This is a genomic window from Eremococcus coleocola DSM 15696 (assembly GCF_000428865.1).
Lineage (GTDB): Bacteria > Bacillota > Bacilli > Lactobacillales > Aerococcaceae > Eremococcus > Eremococcus coleocola.
Map to the genome: position 1 here is coordinate 136,451 of NZ_AUAT01000001.1, position 20,932 is coordinate 157,382.

Sequence of the window (20,932 nt, forward strand, 5' to 3'; positions counted from 1 at the left end):
TTACAGTAGCCTTTTTCTATTTTGAGTCAATCCTTATTTTGTTGAACTGGAATAAAATCTAATTGGTCTGATTGTTGATTCAATAATTGCTCCAGTTCATCGACATAAACTTGCTTGCCACGGTACAATATATCCAAGGGATAGCCATTCATAATTGACTGATATTTGGATACTTGAAAGTCATTGGCTAAATAAAAAGCGAGCCGACGTTGCCGCTGCTGGGCATTAGCCGCTGCTTTATCCTGAGGTTCAACTTCTAGGACGATGCTATAGTCAGGAAATGAGTGACCCAAGGCTTTGAATACACGACTACCATAGCCTTTGGAACGCTTGCTTGGATCAATTACCAAGTAATTGATATAAAAATGATGAGAGGACCGCATGGCTGTTAAGAAACCCACAAAGTCTAAACCATCAAAAATTCCAATTAAATCTACATGGTCTTGATCCAACATAACTAATAAATCTGACCAAGATAATAACTCTGCAGGCGGAAAACTATCTAAATAAAGTTGTTTAATCCTCTCAATTAAAGGCGACTGGTTCCCACGAGCATGTAGAGTTTTAAGCTGTATCATTTTATCCCTCCTATAGTTTTATGCCTTCCATCCCTATCATAGGATCAATATTTTGGTAATTATCCATGGTCAGATGATAGTCTGCCACTGCTTCTTCAATTTTATCCCTGACACCGAGCTCTTGTAATCCCGCTTCTTGAGCTAGCTTTATTTCCTTTATTTCCTTAGCTGATTCTTCTTGGCCTGGCTTAAGCACGATCCTTGCTTCACTTGTCTCTTTATGGTCTTCAGGGATTGGGCTAACAGAATTATTTTCATCGACTTGGTCTACTCCTAGTATTGCTACTTTTAACAAGTCTAAGAGAAATGTTTTGCGCTTGACTTGTCCTGAGCTCACGGCTTTTTGAAAGGCAGACAATGAGCCCAATAAAATTAAGCTATCTTGTGCCCTTGTTACAGCGGTATAAAGAATGTCTTTACGTAGCATCCGGTAATAATCATTGACAATAGGTAGGATAACCAAGGGATATTCCGACCCTTGTGCCTTATGGATGGACATACAATAGGCTAAAGCTAAATTATTGAGGTCTCCAGTCTTATAGGCCAAGACTTGATCATCAAACTGAACTAACATCTCAAAGTTTTCCTTAAGCTTCTTGTTAGCTAAATTAATCTCAATAATTTGCCCAATATCGCCATTATAGACCCCATCTTCACTATTATTCACTAATTGTAAAACCTTATCTCCTTCACGGAAAATTCGGTTAAAATGTTGGTATTCAATTTTTTGAGGACTTTGAGGATTAAGGAGGTCTTGCAGCATGGTGTTCAATTGGTTGATGCCAGCCGGACCTTTGTACATGGGGGCTAAGATTTGCATCGTTTGGGCCGAAAACCCTTTATTTAGAGCATGACCTACTATTTGTTGGACCGATTTAACAATTTGATTAGCGGGAGCAGGAATAAAAGTTCGGTCATTGCGCTTTACTTGAAAATCTTCTGGTAAATGGCCTTGGCGAATATGGTGAGCAAGGTCAATAATCGAAGAATCCTGGGCTTGACGGTAAATCCGATTTAATTCAGTAGTAGCTAGGGTCCTTGATTCAATCATATCAGCGAAAACACGGCCAGGACCTACAGAAGGTAATTGGTCGCGGTCACCGACAAATACGACTTGAAGATGATAAGGAATGGCCTGAACCAACCAATTCATTAACCAAGTGTCGACCATTGACATTTCGTCAACTACCAATAAGGATCCATCTAACTCTTGACCAATAAATGTTTCATAAGAAGCCCCTAAGGTATAGCCAATCATCCGGTGAATGGTAGCAGCCGGAAGTCCTGTCGTCTCTTGCATCCGTTTCGCAGCACGCCCAGTAGGAGCTGCTAATAAAATAGGCATTTGATTGGGATTTTGATCTAATTGACTTAAGTCATAGTCATGTAAGATAGCATGAACTTGAATAATGGCATTAATCAAAGTGGTTTTACCGGTTCCTGGCCCCCCTGTAATAATTGACATAGGTGCACTAATTGCCTGTTTAATCGCTGCTATTTGGTCTGGGTCATAATTAATCCCCGTTTGCAGAATTACCTGGTCAATTGCTTGTTGGATATCCTCATTGGAGTAACGTTCTACTGCTTCATATTTAAGGAAATCACGAATACGGCGCGCAATATTTGTCTCCGCATGATAGAGACTAGGTAACATAATGCCTTGATCTAACCTCATCAAATGCTGGGTTCGGATTGCCTCCTCTAAAGCTTCTACTAGAAGATCTTGGGAGACCATGACAGGTCGACTCGTTTCTAAAATTTCTTGGGCTTTTTTGAGGGCTTGGTCTTGACTTAAAAAGGTATCTCCTTGATTGTTCGATACCTGATAAACTGCGGTATAGAGCCCGGCAACGAGACGCTGGCTAGCCAAAGCATCAATGGCTAAACTTTCTGCCAGGTCATCCGCCTTATTAAAGCCAATTCCTTCAACCTGTTCGATCAGTTGGTAGGGATTATCATGAATCACTTCGAGGGTTTTTGATTCAAATTGACTATATATTTTCTCAGCCAAATGGTTCCCAAACCCCCACTGGTTTAATTGCATAAAAATCCGCTCAGTGCCCTGGTTCTCCATTAGGGTTTGGTGAATTTGATCGGCAACTTCTGCTTTCAAACCTTTGATTGAATCCAAAACCCGACGGTTTTCGATAATCTGATCAATAGTGCTTTCACCCAAAGCTTCAACAATTCGGCTAGCTAAAACTTCGCCCACTCCCTTAAATCGATAAGAAGATAGATAATCAATGAGTCCTTCTTCCGAAGTTGGGGTCAGTTGTTGGTAACGATTCACCTGAAATTGTTGGCCATATTTAGGGTGGCTGGTTACATAACCAAAAAATTCATATTCCGTGTCATAATGGAGGGTGGCCATTTGACCAGTTAAGGTCATAGTACCATCGCTCATAAACGAGGTTTCGTTAGCATCGACTGCAACTGCAACCACCTTATAAAAATTAGTGGGGTTCTCAAAAATAATCGCATCCACCTGACCGACTAGCCGTTCTTCGCCTTGCTTTGCCTGCATCAATCCCCCACCTTTCCTTCAAAGATTTACTATGTTCTACTATATCACAATCCCGCATATTATTTTAGTTTCCTACAGGAAATTATATTAAAAAACACGAAGCTCAAGCCATACGGACGAGCTTCGTGTAAAATTTAGTAAAATTTGTAATCATTTAAACATATTGACGTTGGCCTTGGGCCACTGAGTAAGCAGCATCAATAATTCCGCCACCCAAACATTCTAAACCATCATAGAAGACGACCGCTTGACCGGGTGTAATCGCCCTAACCGGATCTTGGAAATAAACCCGACCACTCCCTTGGTCCTCATTCAAGACTACTTTTACCTTAACGTCTTTTTGACGGTAACGGAATTTAGCAGTACATTCAAATTCCTGCGGCATATCCCTATCCACGGTAAAATGGATTTGAGAAGCATCCAAGTAATCTGAATATAGATTAGGGTGGTGATAACCTTGACCTACATAGAGCGTATTGGTTTCAAGATCTTTGCCAACTACAAACCATGGCTCGTTGGATTCGCCTCCACCGCCTATCCCCAATCCGTGTCGTTGACCAATGGTATAGTACATCAAACCGGCATGGTCCCCCATAATTTGGCCATCAAGGGTCACCATCTTACCTGATTTATTCGGTAAATAGTTAGATAAGAATTCATTGAAATTACGTTCACCAATGAAGCAAACACCGGTTGAATCTTTCTTTTTAGCAGTCGCTAAACCAGCTTTTTCAGCGATTTCCCGTACTTGTGATTTTTGCAAATGCCCTAATGGGAAAAGTGATTTTTTTAATTGATCTTGAGATAATTGGCTTAAGAAATAAGTTTGATCTTTATTATCATCCAAACCTCTTAATAAATGAACCGTTCCATCTGCATCGGTTTCCACTTGGGCATAGTGCCCCATAGCAACATAATCCGCGCCTAAGTCCATGGCATAATCTAAAAAGGCTTTAAATTTAATTTCTTTATTACACATCACATCTGGATTAGGTGTGCGGCCGGCCCGATATTCGGCTAAGAAATATTCAAAAACCCGATCCCAATATTCTTTTTCAAAGTTAACAGAATAATAAGGAATCCCAATTTTTTCAGCCACTAAGGCTACATCCTTATAGTCTTCCGTTGCAGTACAGACACCATTTTCATCAGTATCATCCCAATTTTTCATAAAGAGGCCGATCACATCATATCCCGCTTCTTTTAGTAAGAGCGCTGCGACAGAAGAATCCACCCCACCAGACATACCCACAATGACGCGGGCTTTTTTTTCAGTCATAATTGCTCCCTTCTCTTAGTCTTTAATTTCTACGAAGACATTCCGGTCTACGAAACCATCAAAGATAAAGTTCACTTTTTCTAATAACATGTCATTATTTGCTAATTTGGTAATATCAACTGCCTGTATGCCAGACCCGTTTACGGTTGAAATTTTTAATCCTTTTAAGTCTTTATCTACCGTTACTTTTAAGACAAATTCTTGATTGGATTCATTCTCCATATCTCGCTTATACTGGAAATTACCCCCCCGGGTATTCACGAAGCCATTATCTCTCAAAGTATAGGGTCTAGCTTCTGGACTCACGGCAAAAACTCGGTCTAATCCTTTAATACTTGCTTCTTTTTTAAATGCCATAATCTTACTCCTTTATACTATACAATTATTTTTGACGTTTACGATGAACGAGTTCACTTAATACTTTAATAAATTGATCAATATCCGCCCGACTGGTTTCACGCCCAAAGGAAATACGAATACTTTCTTGCCACCGATCTTCTTGACCTGGATAGTATGCTTGTAGAACCGCTGAGGGTTGAATGGAACCAGCTGAACAAGCCGAGCCAGCTGAAAGATAAATCCCTGCTAAATCCATTTGAATCAGAACTTGACTTGCAGGAATCCCCTTCAGCCAAAGATTATGAATATGAGCTGCTTGGTGATCTGAATCACCATTAGACTCATAGTCAATGCCTGTCTGATCCATCTGGTCAAATAAATAACGACTAAGGTCTTGATGTTGCTTCAAAACCTGGTCTAGGTCAGCTTGCATTAAGGTCAAAGCATGACTCATACCAGCAATATAAGGTATATTTTCAGTTCCTGACCGTTTGCTAGCTTCTTGGCCCCCCCCATATAAGAGTGGTTCTAGCACCATTTCTTTTTGGAAAGGTTGGTAAACAAGAAAACCAATCCCTTTAGGGGCTTGAAATTTATGACCCGAACCTACAAAAGAAGTACAAGGTAAATCAGCAAAACTCCAATCCAAATGTCCAATGGCTTGCACTGTATCGACATGGAACCAATAACCTAATTCTTTCGCCGCTTGCCCTAACTCCCTGATAGGCAAAATCGCGCCCACTTCATTATTCACCGCCATAGCGGTCCACCCAATGGTATTAGCTTTAGAAGCTGCTTGAAAATCAGTCAACTTAAATTGGCCACTTGCATCAGGATTAATATAAGAAACTTCAAAGCCTTGACTCTCTAAATGCTTAAGTACATTTTTTACTGAGGGATGTTCAATCGCTGAAGCAACAATATGGTTACCCAAGCCTAATTTACGAGCTTGGTGGGCTTGTGACCGTAGGGCCCAATTATTAGACTCGGTCGCACCAGAAGTAAAATACAAGGAATGGGAATCCACACCTAAAATATTTGCAAATTCTTGCCGAGCTTGCATGAGCTCCATCTTGGCGTTCTTACCTAAACGGTAGGTTGCAGATGGGTTACCATAATTTTCTTGCAAGACTTGCTGGATTTTAGTCACCACTTCCGGTCGCACTGGACTAGTTGCTGCATAATCAAGATATACCACACTGTTCACCCCTTTTTTTAATAACCTGGTTATTATAACATTGATTTGAACGTAATCAAGTCACAAGACTTAACTTCTTTATATTATACACTAGACATCCGGGGAAACCAATCTCCACCTAAGCTTAGAAGTCGAAAATCATGTATACTATCTTTAGATAAAGAAATGAGGGATTCTAAAATGCAACAACCCCTAGCTTACCGGATGCGGCCGCAAGATATCGACCAAGTCTTGGGCCAAGAACACTTAGTTGGACCTGGTCGTATCATTCGCAGGATGGTTCAAGCCAACCGTTTAACCTCCATGATTTTATACGGACCCCCAGGTACAGGTAAAACCAGTATTGCCACTGCCATAGCTGGAACTACCCACTACGCTTTCCGCCAACTAAATGCTGCCACAGATAGTAAAAAAGACTTAGAAATTGCGGTCGAAGAAGCTAAAATGTCCGGCACCCTAATTTTACTGCTGGATGAAATTCACCGTCTGAATAAAGTAAAACAAGACTTTCTCCTCCCCCACCTAGAAAGTGGTCGTCTCATTTTAATTGGAGCCACCACCGAAAACCCTTACATATCAATTAATCCTGCCATTCGCAGTCGTGCCCAAATTTTTGAAGTCAAGCCCCTCTCTAGTGAGGAGATTGTTTTAGGTTTACAAAGAGCTTTAACTGATGAAAAAAATGGCCTGGGTAAGTATAATGTCTCTATCAGTAGTGATGTCTTACAACATTTTGCCCATGTTACCCAGGGGGATATTCGCTCGGCTCTAAATGCTTTAGAATTAGCGGTCTTATCTACCCCACAGAATGACCAAGGACAGATTGTTATCAGTCAGGCAATTGCGGAAGAATGTTTGCAACATAAACGTTTAACCCATGATAAGGATGGAGATGCCCATTATGATGTGATCTCGGCATTACAAAAATCAATTCGTGGCTCAGATGTCAATGCTGCTCTTTATTATTTGGCAATCTTACTTGAAGCTGGCGAACTTGTCATTGCTTGCCGCCGCCTCCTAGTCATTGCTTATGAGGATATTGGGCTCGGTAATCCCCAAGCCACTGAGCGCACTGTCGCAGCCATCAATGCTGCTGAAAAGCTGGGTTTACCCGAAGCCAGAATCCCCTTGAGCTTTGCCACCATTGAATTAGCCTTAAGTCCCAAATCAAATACTGCTATCACTTCAATAGATGCCGCTATGGCTGCTATTCATGCCGGTCAAACGGGATCCGTGCCGGACCACTTGCGAGATAGCCATTATCAAGGTGCCAGTAAACTAGGTCGTGGGACTGATTATAAGTACCCCCATGCCTACCCTGGTCATTATGTCGTCCAAGATTACCTCCCTCAGAACCTCCTTAATAAGGAATTTTTTCAGACTGATCCTAATAGTAGTTATGAAGAAAAATTGGTTCAAATCTACCAAAATATTCAAGCAAAAAAAAGTCAATAGAATATTGCTGAAAGAGTTTTCTTTATTATTAGAATAACCTTTAAACCAATATTCTTTACAAGTTAATTGCTACATGCTATACTATAAACAGTAAAAAGTGTCTGAGATGTGCGTTGTTCATATATCGTGTGGACCGAACACTTCTAATCAAGGGATCCTATGATTTTGTAACAATGACGAGCCAATGAAACTTTGGATGTCAAGACCTATAAATGTGGAGCCCACCTGTATATACTTACAGGTTCAGTACATATATGTACATAGACGGCATCATCGGATTCTTTTTAAGCCAACCCTCGGGTTGGCTTTTTTAATCGGTAAAATTGAACCGGAGGTATCATTCATGTTAAAACTTGCTTTATTTCTCTTCGCCTTGCTCTTGGGTTTTATAGGGATATTTGTTCTGATAAAAGCCTCTAGCTTGCAACAATTATTTAGCCTCAAAAACAAATTAGGCTTAAGCATTTATGCTGCTATTTTTCTCATATTATGTTTGGTTATTAATTGGGCGACCTTAAGTGATCAGATTCAAATTGCCTTGGGTGTGGTCTTTATTGCCATCCTACTTTCTCTTTCTTTAATGCCGATTCTTTATTTTATGTTAAGTAGGAAATTATAGGTTTATCTTTTATCCATATCCACCATAGGAATTACATTTCCAAGCACTTCTCACTTTGCCCATAAGCATTTAACTAAAAAGGAGACTGAGTATTAAAAAACTCAGTCTCTCTTTTTTAAAGAATCAATTAATTTTTAGACTAGGCTTAACTAGGATAACTAGTCTGAAAATTTTATTCTTTAGCAAATTCATCTTGTAAAGCTTTGATAAATTCAAAAGCTTTATTAGCTTTTTCAATCGTAGTGTCAGTCACATATTTAGCAGCATCTTCTGGATCCGCTGCAAATTTTTCATTTAATTGAGCCACGATATCATCAATTTCAGCTAAGGTTGCTTCTTCTTCGGCATTCACTTTTTCACGAACTGCCATCTTAACATTGTCTTCATCTGCTAGGACAGCTTCACGAATCTTATTAGTTACCCAATAATATGAATTTTCGTCATATTCATTTGTGGTTACCTTATAAGATTCAGCAGTATCAGTAATATTAGCAAAGAATGGTAGGTATGGTGAAGCCAATGGTGAACCAATTGTTAACCACATAATAGCTGGAGATTCAGCTGGCATATCCTCCCGAACTTGGAAGATATGAGCTTCCATCGTATTTTGGTTACCAATTGGATATAATTCTTTCACTTCTTCACCTTCAGCTGCGGCAGCTTCTTCTTCAGGATTACCTGTAGAAGATGATTTTCCATCAACTGCTTTTACATCAGTATCTTCGAAACGATCACGTTGGAAAGCAAAAATATCATCAATTGAAATCTTTTCATCGGTAGTATGATAGAAAGGATATTCTTCCATTTCTAAGTCAACTTCTTCAGTTGGGTTAAGGCGGTTAACCCCTGCCCAATACCGAGAATAAGTTCCTTCAGTTGGTTTTTCGCCATAAGAAGCAGCTACTTTAATCATTTCACCATCTTTAACTAAAGTGCCCGCTTCTTCAGCGGTTTTAACTAAGTTTTCAGAAGCAATCACATTTTCTGTATCAGTTACATCAATGGCACCCATAAAGAATGCATTAGGGAAAACAACGAATTTATCCGTTGGCATTTTGATTGCAGCATAGTTATGACCAGAAACAATTTCGATATACCAAGTTTCAGTTTGGTCAGCAATAATCAAGGAGTTGCCCTCAGCGGCACCTTTTTCATCGATGACTTTGGCTAACATTTCTACCCCTTCACGGGCGGTTTTAACGTGTGGCAAAATTAGGTTGGTAATAGCTGATTCAGCTAAACCATCTTCAAGTAATGGGTCAACAGCTAAAATTTCTTCCTTAACATAGGTAGAAACCGTAGCATCCATCATCACACCAAATTCATTGAAACCTGCTTCATGATATTCACCATATTCTGGTGTGGTATCAGGTAAAGCAGTATATTTGAAAGATTTTTCAGGTAATTCATATTTAAAACCATTCACATCTTCTAACATAGCACCTTCTTCGTTATCCTTTTCAGGGAAAACGACGAAAGTCTTATTATGATCTGTTTCCAAATCTTCAGTCCGACCAAAGATAGTTGAACCATCTTCAGTTAAATCCTTACCAACATAAACCCCAGTACAAGCTAGTGCTGGTTGCGACAACAAGAGGGCCAAGCCCAATCCTGACATCAAACTAACAAGTTTTTTCATTCTCCATAACTCCTTTTCTTTATTATTTATTACTATGATAAAACTTGTTTATTCTAAAGCGTTCACTTGTCAATTTCTCTCCCAAAAAATTTACCAAGCTAATCTGGCTATATTATAATACAAAAATAAAGATTTTGATAAAAACTTTGAAAATTCATATCTAATTCTTAAAACGTTTTCATTTCATTATAAGCGTTTTCATTATATTCTAATGATTTGTTCAAACAAAAATAACCCAAAAAAGTAACTTCAGAAACCACCTTTTCTTAAGGGTTATTAATTAAGTTTAATTTACAATGACCACCCGTTCATCCTGATCAACCTCGGTTAAGCGTACTTCTACCCGTTCACTTCTTGCAGTAGGAATATTTTTTCCAATGTAATCCGGACGAATCGGTAATTCGCGGTGACCACGGTCCACTAGGACAGCTAATTGAATGTTAGCGGGTCGGTCATGCATCATTAAGGCATCCATGGCAGCCCTAACCGTCCGACCCGTATACAGGACATCATCAACAATCACACACCGTTTATTCGTCAAACTTTGCGAAAAGTTAATTGACTTAATGCGGGGCTCAGCTTGTTTTTGACTCAAATCATCACGGTAAAAGGTAATATCTAAGCTCTCTAGTGGAATATCTACGCCTTCAATTTCTTTAATTTTAAGAGCTAGGCGCTGGGCTAGATAAATACCACGTGTTTTTATTCCGACCAATATCAAATTATCAGTGCTTTTATTGCGTTCTAAAATTTCATGAGCAATCCGCTTTAAAGTCCTGTCTAAAGCAACTTGTTCCATTATCTGTCTTTCCATGAATATCCTCCTCTCACAAATAGAATCAATCGATAAAAAACACGAACCTAGACAAGATGAGACTGTATTTTGAATTTCATTTCTCAATAATTATTAGAGAAGTGACTCAATACTCTGCCCTTTTCTGGTTCGTGTTTTTATAGTCAATAATGACTGTTTAAAGATGATAAATTTCTATTTTAAACGTTCAACATCACGGGCAATTTCGACTTCTTCATTTGTAGGAATATTAATTACTGTAACTTTAGAATTATCAGCTGAGATAATCGCTTCTTTACGAGTGTCATTACGTTCTGGGTCAAGTTCAATACCAAACCAAGTAATGCCCTTAAGAATATTTTCCCGTTCTTCTTTAGAGTTTTCACCAATACCAGCCGTGAAGACAATCACATCTACACCATTCATGGCTGCAATATATTGACCAATATACTTTTGAACCCGATTGTCAAAAATTTCAAGCGCTAATTGAGCACGTTCGTTTCCTTCGTAAGCAGCTATTTCAACATCCCGCATATCAGAAGAAACACCTGAAATACCTAATAAACCAGATTGTTTATTAAAAATATTAATCATTTCATTAACATCCGTAATATTTAATTTATCCATTAAGAAAGGAATTAATGAAGCATCAATATCACCAGTACGTGTTCCCATAGTAATCCCAGCTAATGGAGTGAAGCCCATTGAAGTATCAATTGATTTACCACCATCAACGGCAGTAATAGAACCACCATTTCCTAGATGGCAAGTAATAATTTTAAGCTCTTCGATCGGTTTACCTACAATTTCTGCAGCACGACGTGAAACATAACGATGGCTAGTACCATGCGCCCCATAACGACGAGCTCCAAACTTTTCATAATATTCATAAGGTAAGCTATATAAGTAATTTACCGCTGGCATAGTGGTATGGAAGGATGTATCGAAAACAGCAACCATATGCGCATTTGGTAAGCGTTTTTGGAATTCACGCATCACTAATGCTTCAGCAGGATTATGAAGTGGCGCAAATTCTGCCAATTCTTCAACTTTTTTAATTACATCTTCAGTTACAACGGTTGAATCCTTAAAGAATTCGCCCCCAGCAACAACCCGGTGACCCACACCTGTAATTTCTTCTAAATCTTCAATGATTTTGAATTCTTTTAATTTTTCAAATAAGATTTCAACTGCACGACCATGGTCGGCAATATCTTCCACCGTTTTAAATTCTTGGTCATCACCGTATTCAATTTTGAAGATAGAGTCACCAATCCCAATTCTTTCTACAAGGCCCTTAGCGATGACGGTTTCAGCCGGCATTTCAAAAAGTTGGAATTTTAAACTAGAAGATCCTGCGTTAATTGCAAATGTTTTTGTCATTTAGACATACGCTCCTTTATTTTTAATCTTACATATTCTATATTATACAGATTTTTCTTATTCTGTGCAGTAAAAGTTAAGCCTTTCCATAAAAAAGGCTTGTTATTTTCTTATAAAATCTATTAATCTATGTAATAACCTTTGGCTTTTATCTTTCTTTAGCGTAGAATAACAATAGAATTTCTTTAGAGAGAAGGATAATTATGGCTTTTAAAGATACATTTACTTTTGACCATTCAAAATCTTTAGGAGATGTCTTAAAAAAAATTCTTACCAAAGATAATGATCAGGCAGAGCTGGGAAAAATCAAGGATGAAAACGGGAATGTTTTACCTTACGATACATACTTAGACCAACTAATTTTCCAAGAAGAGTTTGAAACAGCCCATCAATTTATTAATGATTTTAAGTTTCAATTATCTCTCCATGACCACACGGTACTAGTCAATCAATATATTAATGGGCTTTACGATCTTGATCCTGCAATTCGGGAAAGAAATGGTCTGGGTGAACAACAATTAGAAGCCATCAGAACCCGCCTGAATGATATTTTATAATCCTTAATAGGTGGAATTGATCAAACATCAGTTAACACAAATAAACAGAAATATAAATTTTAAAAAATAGAGGGGGTTGGGCTTTTTTGCCCAACCCCCTCTATTTTTTTTAATTATTCTCTAAAGCTTTTTCATAAACATATCTTAAGCCCTTTGGTTTCTCTGCCACATAAATTATCCCAGACTGAATAAAACCTAAACTAGCAGCCAATGCTTGTAAGCGTCGATTCTTAGGATGAGTATCAATTCGAACAAAATGGTAGCCTTGATTAAGCGATAAGGTCAGTAAATGGCTGACGAAATTTCTGCTTATTCCCTGCCCCCTAACTGAAGGATCCAGGGCCAAACGGTGGATGGTTGTATAGGGTTGGTCAGGATACAGCCAATGGCCCGCATAAATTTCTTGATAGAAAGGATCCGCTTCTGTCATTAAAGTCGCGGTCCCAATAATCTTGTTCTCATGAATTAATAGTTGACACCACTGCTTATCAATATCTGCTTTCAAAATCTCTTCATTTGGGCCTTCGCCATTTTGCCACTGGTCTGATCCGTCCTGGGCTAAAAGCTGACGAGCACTCGCAATAATATCCATTATAGAATGTAAATCTTCAGTTTTTGCTGGACATACATACATAAGATGGCCTCCCTACTTGGAAATCCAACCTTGAATCATGGTTGTTTTATTTTCAAAAACCTGGTCCTCAATCTCACGATCAGACGTCTTATTTTTTAATTGGATCGGAATTTGGTATTTCTCCAACATCACCCGTGATTTTTCATTAAACCCAATTTTTTGAAATTGATTATCATTAAGATAATAGACTTTACCCACCCGCCGCGGCTGATCTACTTTATCAGTAAACTCAATCCAGCGTTTACCAGCAGAATAAATTCCATCTTGAATTTTAAAATAATAGACCCCTTGGGGGTTTTTACCAAGGTATTCGATGTCTTGGCTTTTTTCTTTGGCTATATATAAATCTGTCTTCTCAAATACTTGCGGAATCAAAGCGATACTATAGGCTGACTTCTCTGTAGCTGAATAAGGAAAATCCATCATAAAAAAAGTCCGTTTATATTGTCTTACTGCAGCGTTTAGGCCACCGGTTTTATTAATTAAATCACCATATTTAGTAAAACCATAAGCAGAATAGGCCCCTACAAGGAGTAAGACTATGCAGGAAGTTTGTAAAATTCTTTTTGCGGTTTTAGAAACTTTTATATGTGAAACAGTCGAAATTACCAACAAAAATGCAATTAATCCAATAATCAACATCACCGCGAAATGCCAGTAATAAAATTGTTCCATCTTTAGCCACTCTTGATACACCAGTAAATCCTCTTTTCATTTTCTTATTTTCTTCTAGGAAGTCTCTAGATAGTATCCTTGTGTTTTTCAACATTAACTTATTTAAAAGTATTTTTCTAAAAAATTTTAGGTCTAGTCAAGCCCAAGTTCAGTCTTTAACCGCACCTGAGTCTCAGCTAAAGTATTTTCATCTAATACTTCATAAGAAACACCATCAATCGTTTGCCCTTGACCACTTAACTGATATTCATTTACTTGGCTAATTGCAGGTCGGTAGTGATCATTCAAGTACATTAATTGTTTGATACTTAAATTGGTTTGAATATTATTTTTTAAACTCTTCATTAACCCCAAGTATTTAATTGGATTTTTTATTTCTAACGCAGATTGTAGAATAGCCATGATTACAATCCGTTGGTTACCTTGGCGACCGTAATCACCACCTGTATCATCCCTATTTCGAGCAAAAGCTAAAGCTCCTTGCCCATCTAAATGAATGGCTTGACCTTCAACAAAACTATATCCGTCTTGGTCAAAAGTGGAAGTAGGGGTAATATCTATACCTCCTACCGCATCAACAACTTCTTCTAGCCCTTCCATATTTACTGTGATGAAAAAATCAATTGGAATATCCAATAAGTCTTTTACTGTCCGACTGGCCAAATCTTCACCCCCATAGGCGTAGGCGTGATTAAGCTTGTCCATCCCCTCTTGTCCTGGAATTTGCACATAGGTATCTCTAGGAAGAGATGTCAGATTTGTTATTTTTGTCTCTGGATTAATGGTTGCTAAAAGCATGGTATCAGAGCGTCCCTGCTCGGTACGACCTAGATCTCCTGTATCTACTCCTAAAAGCAGGATAGAAAAAGGTACTAAGCCTTTATCCTTATCAGATAGCGTAACTCTTGGCGGTTCGTTTTTGACTGCCGCCATAGTCTGAGTTGGAACTGGATTTGCTAATAATTGACTATTTACTAAACTATATACACCTAGTACAGCGATTAGAATTAAGAATGCAATCGTCCATGGCCATTTATGACGTTTATGATGTCGTTCACTTCTAGATTTCATAATATTCCTCCAATTTTAAACTGTCGTTTGTGTCCAATCACGGGTCTTATAAATATAATAACCAAAAAGACAAACACCTGCATTTGATACGAGCATGGCGATCCAAATCCCTGTAGACCCCAAACTAGTCATTTCACCCAATACCCAAATAACGGGTAGGCGTAATAACCAAAGCCGACCAATTTCCATGAACATACCGTATTTGGTTTTACCACATCCTTGGAAATAACCATTAAAAATCGAGAATAAACCCATAAAGAAAATAATAAAGGCTGTATAAGCTAAGTATTCTTTAGCCTGCATCCAAAGCTCAACCGATGCATCTTGTTTGATAAATATACTCAGGAGGGGTTCTTGGAATAATAGAACTAAAAGCGATGCAACAAAAGAAATTGATAAAACTATAGCAACAGCCCGTTTAAAGAAAGCTCTAACCCGATCGTAAGCTTGGGCCCCCATATTTTGACCAATAATTGAGGTTAAAGCCCCTCCAATTCCCATTTGAGGTTGAGTAATAATGTCAGTTATCCGGTTAACCATAGAATAAGCCGCCAAAGTATCTGTCCCGTAACCTGCTATCAAGCCATTTAAGACAGTAAAACCAAGGGCTGATCCACCATAGCCGACTGCAGTTGGCGTTGCTACTTTGGTAATATGCTGGACAACCTGCAAATCAAACCGATTTTGTCGCATGGATACTGGAAATTCTGATTCTTTCTGACTAATCCTAAAGGCTAGGACGTATAATAAAATTTTCGAAATAACGGTCGCCCATGCCGCCCCTTGGATTCCCATGTTTAAACCTGGAAGTCCCAAAAGAGGGAGTCTCTCAAAGATAAAGAAAGGATCTAAAAGTACATTGGTTAAAGAAGATATAAAGGAGATAGTTGTTATTGTTTTGGTTTTGCCTTGAGCATTTAAAATAGCTTGATAGCCAAAGTATAAAAAGTCAAAAAAGAGTCCGATATAGTTAATTCTTAGATAGGCTAAAGACTTATCAAATAAAGTGCCCGTGGCTTGCATCCAACGTAACATAGTGGGAGCCGAGATAATCCCAATTAAACAGGCGGCCAAACCTACTAGAAAAGTTAACACTAAGGTATTATTCGCATAATGTTGGGCATAATTTTTTCGTTTGGCGCCTAAAAACTGAGCAATAATTGCGGTTGCTCCAACCCCAATCCCCATTCCAATTGCGATAAAGAGAAAGTTGAGGGGCCAGACGAAGGCCGTTGCCGCAAAATCTTCAGCGGAAATTTGAGCCACGAAGAGACCATCTGTCAGATTATAAAGTGTTCGCACCAAATTATTAATCATTAATGGAACCGAAATGGTCATAATGATTTGGTTAATTGGACCGGTTGTTATATAAGATTGTTTATTATTAGTTAATTCCATTTAATCACCTTTTACCATTATATGGCTTTATTTTCTAAAAGGCGATTAAAAAGCTAAAATGTTACTGATTTTCATGGTTATATTTTTATCTCATCGGCTATATAGACATTTATACCAAATTATATTGATTATTTCTTGATAAAAATACAACTTTATTTTAAATACAGAAAAGGTTTACTTAAACCTAATTTTCACAATCTATTTTAACTAGAATGTGATAAAATATTTATAAAGAAAAATGAAAGAAGGATTTCTCATGACCCCTAAAAAATTATTTCGGTCCAAAACAAATCGTATATTATTTGGTGTCTGTGGTGGTCTAGCAGAATATTTTGATATTGATCCAACCATAATTCGTGTAATTTGTGTGCTCTTTATTCCAGATTTAGTGATCTATTTCTTGTTAGCATTGATTATTCCTGAAGACCCACGATAAGGAGGTAAACCATGCAAAGACCTAATCTCTACCGGTCACGCAATGACCGCATGCTCCTAGGCGTTTGTGGTGGCCTAGCCGAATACTTAAATATGGATTCTACCTTAATCCGTGTTTTATGTGTTCTCTTCATTCCAAATCTCGCTCTATATTTTATAGCAGCTTTATTTATACCTAATCAAAAATAATTCATTCATCAAATTACACTTCAAGTCAAAGACGGGATTAGGCAAAAAGCCTCGTCCCGTCTTTAAATGCACAAAAAAATAACCGACTCAAGATTAATCTCGGGTCGGTTATAATGAAATTTATTATGCTTCTTGAGCGACTGGATAAACGCTCACTTGTTTTTTGTCGCGGCCTTTACGTTCGAACTTAACCACACCATCGATGGTTGCGAATAAAGTATCATCGCCACCACGTCCTACGTTAGTACCTGGATGGATTTTAGTACCGCGTTGACGGTAAATAATTGAACCACCAGAGATAAATTGACCGTCGCCTACTTTAGCGCCTAGACGTTTGGATTCTGAATCACGACCGTTGGCTGTAGATCCGCCACCTTTTTTGTGAGCAAATAATTGTAAGTTTAATTTCAACATATTCTAGCACCTCCTGTGTTATTTCTGGAATTGTTTAATTTTTATATATTCGGGGTAATTTTCTGCTAGCACATCCAATGCAAAAACTAAGTGTCGTAAAAGCAGCTGACCATCCTGGTCACGTCTTTTCTCACCTGTCTCAGCGATGTCTAACTTCAAATAGCCACCCTCTATTTCATCAACTTGACTTGTAACCGGAATTTCTAACAAGGCTTGTAGGGAATTCTCGATTGAAATCAACTGACTCGAAACCGCAGCACACACAATATCTTCTCCTGCCTCAGCAAAACCAGCATGTCCGCTAACTTCTAAAGACTGGATTTGACCCTTGTGGTTACTGGCAATTTGAATATTAATCATTAGGCATTAATCGCGTTAATGGTTAACTTAGTATATGGTTGACGATGACCTTGTTTAGAATGAGAATCTTTACGACGTCTGTATTTAAAGATAGTAATCTTTTTACCGCGACCTTGTTTTTCAACAGTCGCTTCAACAGTTGCGCCTTCAACTAAAGGTGTACCTACCTTAGTATCTTCGCCACCTACAAGAACAACTTGATCAAAAGTCACTTTGTCTCCTGCTTTAGCTTCTAATTTTTCAACAAAAATTGTTTGGCCAACTTCAACTTTAACTTGTTTTCCGCCTGTTTTGATAATTGCGTACATTCAAGCACCTCCTATTATTTTTTTACAGAATTTACATTCTGACACCGAGACTCGCCATTAAAAGTGGTTTAGAACTCTTAGAAACTTTCTCTGAGCGGTTGCAGATGGGTGCACAAATACAACATTAGAATTATAACAAATGCACCTTTAGCCGTCAAGCCAAAGATGCATTTGTTTTGAATATTCTGAATTATTATATAAATTTTATTAAAATACAATGTACTCTTCGTAACCCAACCAGCGTAAGATCCCTTTAATTGGGAAAAATAATAGAATCATAACTACAAGGTTAAAGACTAAAGTCGGGGCGAGCCGCATAATAATAAAATCAATAATACTATGACTCGTAATGCCTAATTCTAAATAGAAAAGATATACCAGAAAATCTTGTAGGGTTAGAAAGACAATGAATAACATGGCGTGAATTAGACCATTTTTAGGAAGGTAACGTTTTACCTTGATAATAATATAAGCAATGACCAAATATAAAGTCGCGTTGAGACCCAGTAAATTGGTATTGTAAGAGTCATAAAATAAACCAAAGACGAATGCATATGGTAAAATATATGAGTCTCTAAAATAAAAGGCAAATAAAATAATAAAATAAAGCGTTAAATGCGAAATTATAATTTGATTAGGTGTAATAAAAGCAGTCGGAAAAATAGCTGGCAAGGCATTATCAATGAGACTCGTTATAATTAAAATGATCGGAATCATCCAATTTAACCGCCGCCACCGATTTACTGTCATCTTCATTCCTGACCACTCTGCCCTTCGTCGGTCGATTCGGAATCTTCCACTAAACTAGCTTCAGATTCATCTCCATCCGTTTGAGATTCACTCTCAGCCTCACTCGAAGATGCCGATTCTGTTTCAGGTAATTTCATACCTTCGGTGCCTGTTTGCTGTTTGATTACTGTGACAAAACGAATATCTGTCATTTCACCCGCTGGTTCTACGGTTACTTCTTGGAATAAACCATAAGCGTCCATTTGAGCTTCTACCACTTTACCAATCAGTAAAGTCGACGGGATAACCCCACCCAAACCAGATGTGATCACCATATCCCCAGCTGCAATTTTGGCATTCGGATTAATTTGAGTCATATGGTAATAACCGGTTTTAGCATCATAAGATGAGATAATACCATTTGCAGAAGAAGACTCATCTTTGGTCTGGATTCGAGCTGCCACCATACCATCATTATTCTGTTGAGATGTTAGTAATAAGACCTTCGATGAATTTGGATTAACTTCGAGGATGCGACCGATTAATCCATTCCCTGCCATAACCGCCATATCTTTCTCGACTCCATCACGAGACCCAACATTAATCATCATTGTTTCAACCCATTGATCCGGATTACGTGAAATAACGGTCGCATTAATCACTTCATAATTGGATAAGACTTCTTTTAAATCTAATTCTTGTCGCATTTTTTCATTTTCAGTTTCTAAGTCTGCCACACGGACTTGAAGTTCATTAATTTGATCGATATTCTCTTTTAAAGCTTGGTTTTCATCAAAAGTATTAATTAAATTATCCAATGAATCTGCGAATTGCACTACCATATTGACTGGCTCAGAAAAAAGCCGACCAATCCAGGCACCCGTGTCATTCACAGCAGTTGAAACAAGATTGTGACTTCCCTTTGAAATGGAATAAGCGATTAATGAGATGATTGCTAAAGCAGACAAAAGTAAAGCAATCAATTTTTTTTTATCAAACATATCTATCCTCTTTCTGATTAACGATGGCTAACTTCTGCAGCCTTCGATTCTTTATCCATGCTCCTTAATAGCTTTCCTGTTCCTAGAATCACTGCATCGACGGGATTGGGGGCTAAATTTGTAGGAATTGCTAGAGCTTGGAATAACCTCTCTGGTAATCGTTTCAACTGGGCACCTCCACCGGTTAAGACAATTCCCGTTTGTAAAATATCCCCAGCTAATTCAGGAGGTGCAAACCGTAAGACATTTCGAATACTTAAGACTAACTGTTCAACCCATTGATCTACACATTTTGCAACCAATTCAATACTAATCTTCAGCTCTGTCGGCAAACCAGTACTGAGCTCATTACCAGAAACAAGTAGATTGACTTCTTTATCTGAATCAGTCAGGGCCGCATTACCTAAGTCATGTTTTAGTTTTTCAGCTGTGTCTTGTGAAATTAATAAATGGTGTTCATCCCTAACACGACTCACAATTAATTCATTTAAAGCTTGGCTACCGAAATTGGAATTATAAGAAGCGATGATTTCACCATATGAAATTAAAGCCACATCGATCAGACCAGCACCTATATCCACAAGGAGAAATCCTTTAGGATCATAAACAGGTAAATTTGCACCTAAAGCCGCAGCAAAAGGGGCATCAATAATCATTGCTCGACTGATACCAATATCTCTTAAAAGATTTTCATAGGCTTTCTGATCAACCTGCGATAGGCTACTAGGCAAGGCAATCGCAACTTCAGGCCGAGAGCCAATTTGTCTAATAGCCGCCTTTATGAAGTAGGCTACCATTTGCTTAGCATAATTATAATTATGAATACGTCCTTGAATAATAGGTTGAACAAGCTTATATTCTAAAGACGTTTTGCCTTGTAATTCAAATGCTTTTGTTCCAAAGACAAGGTCATTTGGCTTATTTTGATTCACTGCAAGAAGTGAAAGTTCTTTTAAAGCAATGCCTTTACGATTAATATAGACGATTGTTTTACTAGAGCCAAGATCTAAGGCGATTTTATTTTTACCAAAGAATCCCATATAATTTCCTCCCCTTTACAGTACTCGATAAATTATACCCAAAATTACATAACTTAACAAGGCTTTACATATCAACATTTACGATAACGTAACCATACATAACATTACTGATTTTTGAGAATTTTTGCCCCTTTTTTGCCCCATAAAAAATAAGCCTACCCCATATAAGTATAGTGACCCCAAAAAGTTGGACCAGAGAGATGAGTACATATTTTATGTACTTGTCTCTCTTATTTTTTGTTTTCTAAGCAGCTTGAAGTGAATGGCGATAAGCAATTGGGCTCATCCAGTTTAATTTTTCTTTGATTCGTTCT

23 protein-coding genes, 1 other RNA gene and 1 other annotated feature are annotated in these 20,932 nt (G+C 38.0%); of the genes, 6 read left to right on the top strand and 18 right to left on the bottom strand.

Annotated elements, in window-relative coordinates; genetic code table 11:
- Positions 1 to 26: 26 nt before the first annotated feature.
- The 5 genes from G396_RS10820 to G396_RS0100670 form a co-directional block, all read right to left on the bottom strand.
- Entirely contained in the window at positions 27 to 578 is a 552-nt protein-coding gene (locus G396_RS10820; protein WP_006418439.1) for a GNAT family N-acetyltransferase, read from the bottom strand.
- Between the two features lie 10 nt (positions 579 to 588).
- Positions 589 to 3,102, bottom strand: coding sequence for an SF1B family DNA helicase RecD2 (gene recD2, locus G396_RS0100655; RefSeq protein ID WP_028124714.1), 2,514 nt, complete (start codon positions 3,100 to 3,102; stop codon positions 589 to 591).
- A 154-nt stretch (positions 3,103 to 3,256) separates the two neighbouring features.
- Positions 3,257 to 4,381, bottom strand: coding sequence for a tRNA 2-thiouridine(34) synthase MnmA (mnmA, locus tag G396_RS0100660; RefSeq protein WP_028124715.1), 1,125 nt, complete (start codon positions 4,379 to 4,381; stop codon positions 3,257 to 3,259).
- 15 nt (positions 4,382 to 4,396) lie between these two features.
- The gene (locus G396_RS0100665) at positions 4,397 to 4,738 is read right to left on the bottom strand and encodes a cysteine desulfurase (protein ID WP_006418274.1); all 342 of its coding nucleotides are present in this window, start codon (positions 4,736 to 4,738) and stop codon (positions 4,397 to 4,399) included.
- A 25-nt stretch (positions 4,739 to 4,763) separates the two neighbouring features.
- On the bottom strand, positions 4,764 to 5,918 hold the full coding sequence (locus G396_RS0100670) for a cysteine desulfurase family protein (protein ID WP_028124716.1): 1,155 nt from the start codon (positions 5,916 to 5,918) through the stop codon (positions 4,764 to 4,766).
- A gap of 180 nt (positions 5,919 to 6,098) precedes the next feature.
- Here G396_RS0100670 and G396_RS0100675 point away from each other — a divergent pair, with 180 nt between their 5' ends.
- From G396_RS0100675 to G396_RS0100680, 3 genes are all read left to right on the top strand, one after another.
- Complete coding sequence (locus tag G396_RS0100675; RefSeq protein WP_028124717.1) at positions 6,099 to 7,373, top strand: replication-associated recombination protein A; 1,275 nt, start codon at positions 6,099 to 6,101, stop codon at positions 7,371 to 7,373.
- 95 nt (positions 7,374 to 7,468) lie between these two features.
- Positions 7,469 to 7,657, top strand: a non-coding RNA gene (ssrS, locus tag G396_RS11100) — 6S RNA.
- A 59-nt stretch (positions 7,658 to 7,716) separates the two neighbouring features.
- Positions 7,717 to 7,992, top strand: a complete 276-nt coding sequence (locus G396_RS0100680) for a hypothetical protein (RefSeq protein ID WP_006418548.1) — start codon at positions 7,717 to 7,719, stop codon at positions 7,990 to 7,992.
- A gap of 172 nt (positions 7,993 to 8,164) precedes the next feature.
- Here G396_RS0100680 and G396_RS0100685 read toward each other — a convergent pair whose 3' ends face one another.
- From G396_RS0100685 to G396_RS0100695, 3 genes are all read right to left on the bottom strand, one after another.
- Positions 8,165 to 9,631: a C69 family dipeptidase gene (locus G396_RS0100685; protein WP_028124718.1), complete on the bottom strand. Its 1,467-nt coding sequence runs from the start codon at positions 9,629 to 9,631 to the stop codon at positions 8,165 to 8,167.
- Between the two features lie 286 nt (positions 9,632 to 9,917).
- The gene (gene pyrR, locus G396_RS0100690; RefSeq protein WP_006418539.1) at positions 9,918 to 10,445 is read right to left on the bottom strand and encodes a bifunctional pyr operon transcriptional regulator/uracil phosphoribosyltransferase PyrR; all 528 of its coding nucleotides are present in this window, start codon (positions 10,443 to 10,445) and stop codon (positions 9,918 to 9,920) included.
- Positions 10,446 to 10,619: 174 nt separating this feature from the next.
- On the bottom strand, positions 10,620 to 11,807 hold the full coding sequence (locus G396_RS0100695; RefSeq protein ID WP_028124719.1) for an acetate/propionate family kinase: 1,188 nt from the start codon (positions 11,805 to 11,807) through the stop codon (positions 10,620 to 10,622).
- A 203-nt stretch (positions 11,808 to 12,010) separates the two neighbouring features.
- Here G396_RS0100695 and G396_RS0100700 point away from each other — a divergent pair, with 203 nt between their 5' ends.
- On the top strand, positions 12,011 to 12,364 hold the full coding sequence (locus G396_RS0100700; protein ID WP_028124720.1) for a hypothetical protein: 354 nt from the start codon (positions 12,011 to 12,013) through the stop codon (positions 12,362 to 12,364).
- A gap of 109 nt (positions 12,365 to 12,473) precedes the next feature.
- Here the strand turns inward: G396_RS0100700 and G396_RS0100705 are convergent, their stop codons facing one another.
- From G396_RS0100705 to G396_RS0100720, 4 genes are all read right to left on the bottom strand, one after another.
- Positions 12,474 to 12,998 carry a GNAT family N-acetyltransferase gene (locus G396_RS0100705; RefSeq protein ID WP_028124721.1) on the bottom strand — a complete coding sequence of 175 codons (525 nt, stop codon included), beginning with the start codon at positions 12,996 to 12,998 and terminating at the stop codon, positions 12,474 to 12,476.
- Positions 12,999 to 13,010: 12 nt separating this feature from the next.
- Positions 13,011 to 13,673, bottom strand: a complete 663-nt coding sequence (locus G396_RS0100710; protein WP_155857385.1) for a hypothetical protein — start codon at positions 13,671 to 13,673, stop codon at positions 13,011 to 13,013.
- Between the two features lie 132 nt (positions 13,674 to 13,805).
- Positions 13,806 to 14,744, bottom strand: a complete 939-nt coding sequence (locus tag G396_RS0100715; protein ID WP_006418405.1) for an LCP family glycopolymer transferase — start codon at positions 14,742 to 14,744, stop codon at positions 13,806 to 13,808.
- 15 nt (positions 14,745 to 14,759) lie between these two features.
- Complete coding sequence (locus tag G396_RS0100720) at positions 14,760 to 16,142, bottom strand: MATE family efflux transporter (RefSeq protein WP_028124723.1); 1,383 nt, start codon at positions 16,140 to 16,142, stop codon at positions 14,760 to 14,762.
- A gap of 256 nt (positions 16,143 to 16,398) precedes the next feature.
- Here G396_RS0100720 and G396_RS0100725 point away from each other — a divergent pair, with 256 nt between their 5' ends.
- Together G396_RS0100725 and G396_RS0100730 are read left to right on the top strand one after the other, a co-directional pair.
- Positions 16,399 to 16,578 carry a PspC domain-containing protein gene (locus tag G396_RS0100725; RefSeq protein ID WP_006418140.1) on the top strand — a complete coding sequence of 60 codons (180 nt, stop codon included), beginning with the start codon at positions 16,399 to 16,401 and terminating at the stop codon, positions 16,576 to 16,578.
- An 11-nt stretch (positions 16,579 to 16,589) separates the two neighbouring features.
- Positions 16,590 to 16,766, top strand: coding sequence for a PspC domain-containing protein (locus G396_RS0100730; RefSeq protein ID WP_028124724.1), 177 nt, complete (start codon positions 16,590 to 16,592; stop codon positions 16,764 to 16,766).
- A gap of 123 nt (positions 16,767 to 16,889) precedes the next feature.
- Here G396_RS0100730 and rpmA read toward each other — a convergent pair whose 3' ends face one another.
- The 6 genes from rpmA to G396_RS0100760 form a co-directional block, all read right to left on the bottom strand.
- The gene (rpmA, locus tag G396_RS0100735; RefSeq protein ID WP_006418182.1) at positions 16,890 to 17,180 is read right to left on the bottom strand and encodes a 50S ribosomal protein L27; all 291 of its coding nucleotides are present in this window, start codon (positions 17,178 to 17,180) and stop codon (positions 16,890 to 16,892) included.
- An 18-nt stretch (positions 17,181 to 17,198) separates the two neighbouring features.
- Entirely contained in the window at positions 17,199 to 17,540 is a 342-nt protein-coding gene (locus G396_RS0100740; RefSeq protein WP_006418565.1) for a ribosomal-processing cysteine protease Prp, read from the bottom strand.
- Positions 17,540 to 17,848, bottom strand: coding sequence for a 50S ribosomal protein L21 (gene rplU, locus G396_RS0100745; RefSeq protein WP_006418178.1), 309 nt, complete (start codon positions 17,846 to 17,848; stop codon positions 17,540 to 17,542). Before rplU ends, G396_RS0100740 begins: the two co-directional genes overlap by 1 nt.
- A 37-nt stretch (positions 17,849 to 17,885) precedes the next feature.
- Positions 17,886 to 17,958, bottom strand: a sequence feature (ribosomal protein L21 leader region).
- A gap of 97 nt (positions 17,959 to 18,055) precedes the next feature.
- The gene (gene mreD / locus G396_RS0100750; RefSeq protein WP_245526825.1) at positions 18,056 to 18,604 is read right to left on the bottom strand and encodes a rod shape-determining protein MreD; all 549 of its coding nucleotides are present in this window, start codon (positions 18,602 to 18,604) and stop codon (positions 18,056 to 18,058) included.
- Positions 18,601 to 19,578 (bottom strand): rod shape-determining protein MreC, encoded by a 978-nt coding sequence (gene mreC / locus G396_RS0100755; protein WP_006418360.1) that lies wholly within the window; start codon positions 19,576 to 19,578, stop codon positions 18,601 to 18,603. Before mreC ends, mreD begins: the two co-directional genes overlap by 4 nt.
- 17 nt (positions 19,579 to 19,595) lie before the next feature.
- Positions 19,596 to 20,618 (bottom strand): rod shape-determining protein, encoded by a 1,023-nt coding sequence (locus G396_RS0100760; RefSeq protein WP_006418483.1) that lies wholly within the window; start codon positions 20,616 to 20,618, stop codon positions 19,596 to 19,598.
- Positions 20,619 to 20,932: the final 314 nt, after the last annotated feature.

What these genes read in the sequence shown, in the direction of transcription:
- G396_RS10820 (WP_006418439.1), bottom strand. Translation starts at nt 578, where the DNA reads ATGATACAGCTTAAAACTCTACATGCTCGTGGGAACCAGTCGCCTTTA.
- recD2 (WP_028124714.1), bottom strand. Translation starts at nt 3,102, where the DNA reads ATGCAGGCAAAGCAAGGCGAAGAACGGCTAGTCGGTCAGGTGGATGCG.
- mnmA (WP_028124715.1), bottom strand. Translation starts at nt 4,381, where the DNA reads ATGACTGAAAAAAAAGCCCGCGTCATTGTGGGTATGTCTGGTGGGGTG.
- G396_RS0100665 (WP_006418274.1), bottom strand. Translation starts at nt 4,738, where the DNA reads ATGGCATTTAAAAAAGAAGCAAGTATTAAAGGATTAGACCGAGTTTTT.
- G396_RS0100675 (WP_028124717.1), top strand. Translation starts at nt 6,099, where the DNA reads ATGCAACAACCCCTAGCTTACCGGATGCGGCCGCAAGATATCGACCAA.
- G396_RS0100680 (WP_006418548.1), top strand. Translation starts at nt 7,717, where the DNA reads ATGTTAAAACTTGCTTTATTTCTCTTCGCCTTGCTCTTGGGTTTTATA.
- G396_RS0100685 (WP_028124718.1), bottom strand. Translation starts at nt 9,631, where the DNA reads ATGAAAAAACTTGTTAGTTTGATGTCAGGATTGGGCTTGGCCCTCTTG.
- pyrR (WP_006418539.1), bottom strand. Translation starts at nt 10,445, where the DNA reads ATGGAAAGACAGATAATGGAACAAGTTGCTTTAGACAGGACTTTAAAG.
- G396_RS0100695 (WP_028124719.1), bottom strand. Translation starts at nt 11,807, where the DNA reads ATGACAAAAACATTTGCAATTAACGCAGGATCTTCTAGTTTAAAATTC.
- G396_RS0100700 (WP_028124720.1), top strand. Translation starts at nt 12,011, where the DNA reads ATGGCTTTTAAAGATACATTTACTTTTGACCATTCAAAATCTTTAGGA.
- G396_RS0100705 (WP_028124721.1), bottom strand. Translation starts at nt 12,998, where the DNA reads ATGTATGTATGTCCAGCAAAAACTGAAGATTTACATTCTATAATGGAT.
- G396_RS0100710 (WP_155857385.1), bottom strand. Translation starts at nt 13,673, where the DNA reads ATGGAACAATTTTATTACTGGCATTTCGCGGTGATGTTGATTATTGGA.
- G396_RS0100715 (WP_006418405.1), bottom strand. Translation starts at nt 14,744, where the DNA reads ATGAAATCTAGAAGTGAACGACATCATAAACGTCATAAATGGCCATGG.
- G396_RS0100720 (WP_028124723.1), bottom strand. Translation starts at nt 16,142, where the DNA reads ATGGAATTAACTAATAATAAACAATCTTATATAACAACCGGTCCAATT.
- G396_RS0100725 (WP_006418140.1), top strand. Translation starts at nt 16,399, where the DNA reads ATGACCCCTAAAAAATTATTTCGGTCCAAAACAAATCGTATATTATTT.
- G396_RS0100730 (WP_028124724.1), top strand. Translation starts at nt 16,590, where the DNA reads ATGCAAAGACCTAATCTCTACCGGTCACGCAATGACCGCATGCTCCTA.
- rpmA (WP_006418182.1), bottom strand. Translation starts at nt 17,180, where the DNA reads ATGTTGAAATTAAACTTACAATTATTTGCTCACAAAAAAGGTGGCGGA.
- G396_RS0100740 (WP_006418565.1), bottom strand. Translation starts at nt 17,540, where the DNA reads ATGATTAATATTCAAATTGCCAGTAACCACAAGGGTCAAATCCAGTCT.
- rplU (WP_006418178.1), bottom strand. Translation starts at nt 17,848, where the DNA reads ATGTACGCAATTATCAAAACAGGCGGAAAACAAGTTAAAGTTGAAGTT.
- mreD (WP_245526825.1), bottom strand. Translation starts at nt 18,604, where the DNA reads ATGAAGATGACAGTAAATCGGTGGCGGCGGTTAAATTGGATGATTCCG.
- mreC (WP_006418360.1), bottom strand. Translation starts at nt 19,578, where the DNA reads ATGTTTGATAAAAAAAAATTGATTGCTTTACTTTTGTCTGCTTTAGCA.
- G396_RS0100760 (WP_006418483.1), bottom strand. Translation starts at nt 20,618, where the DNA reads ATGGGATTCTTTGGTAAAAATAAAATCGCCTTAGATCTTGGCTCTAGT.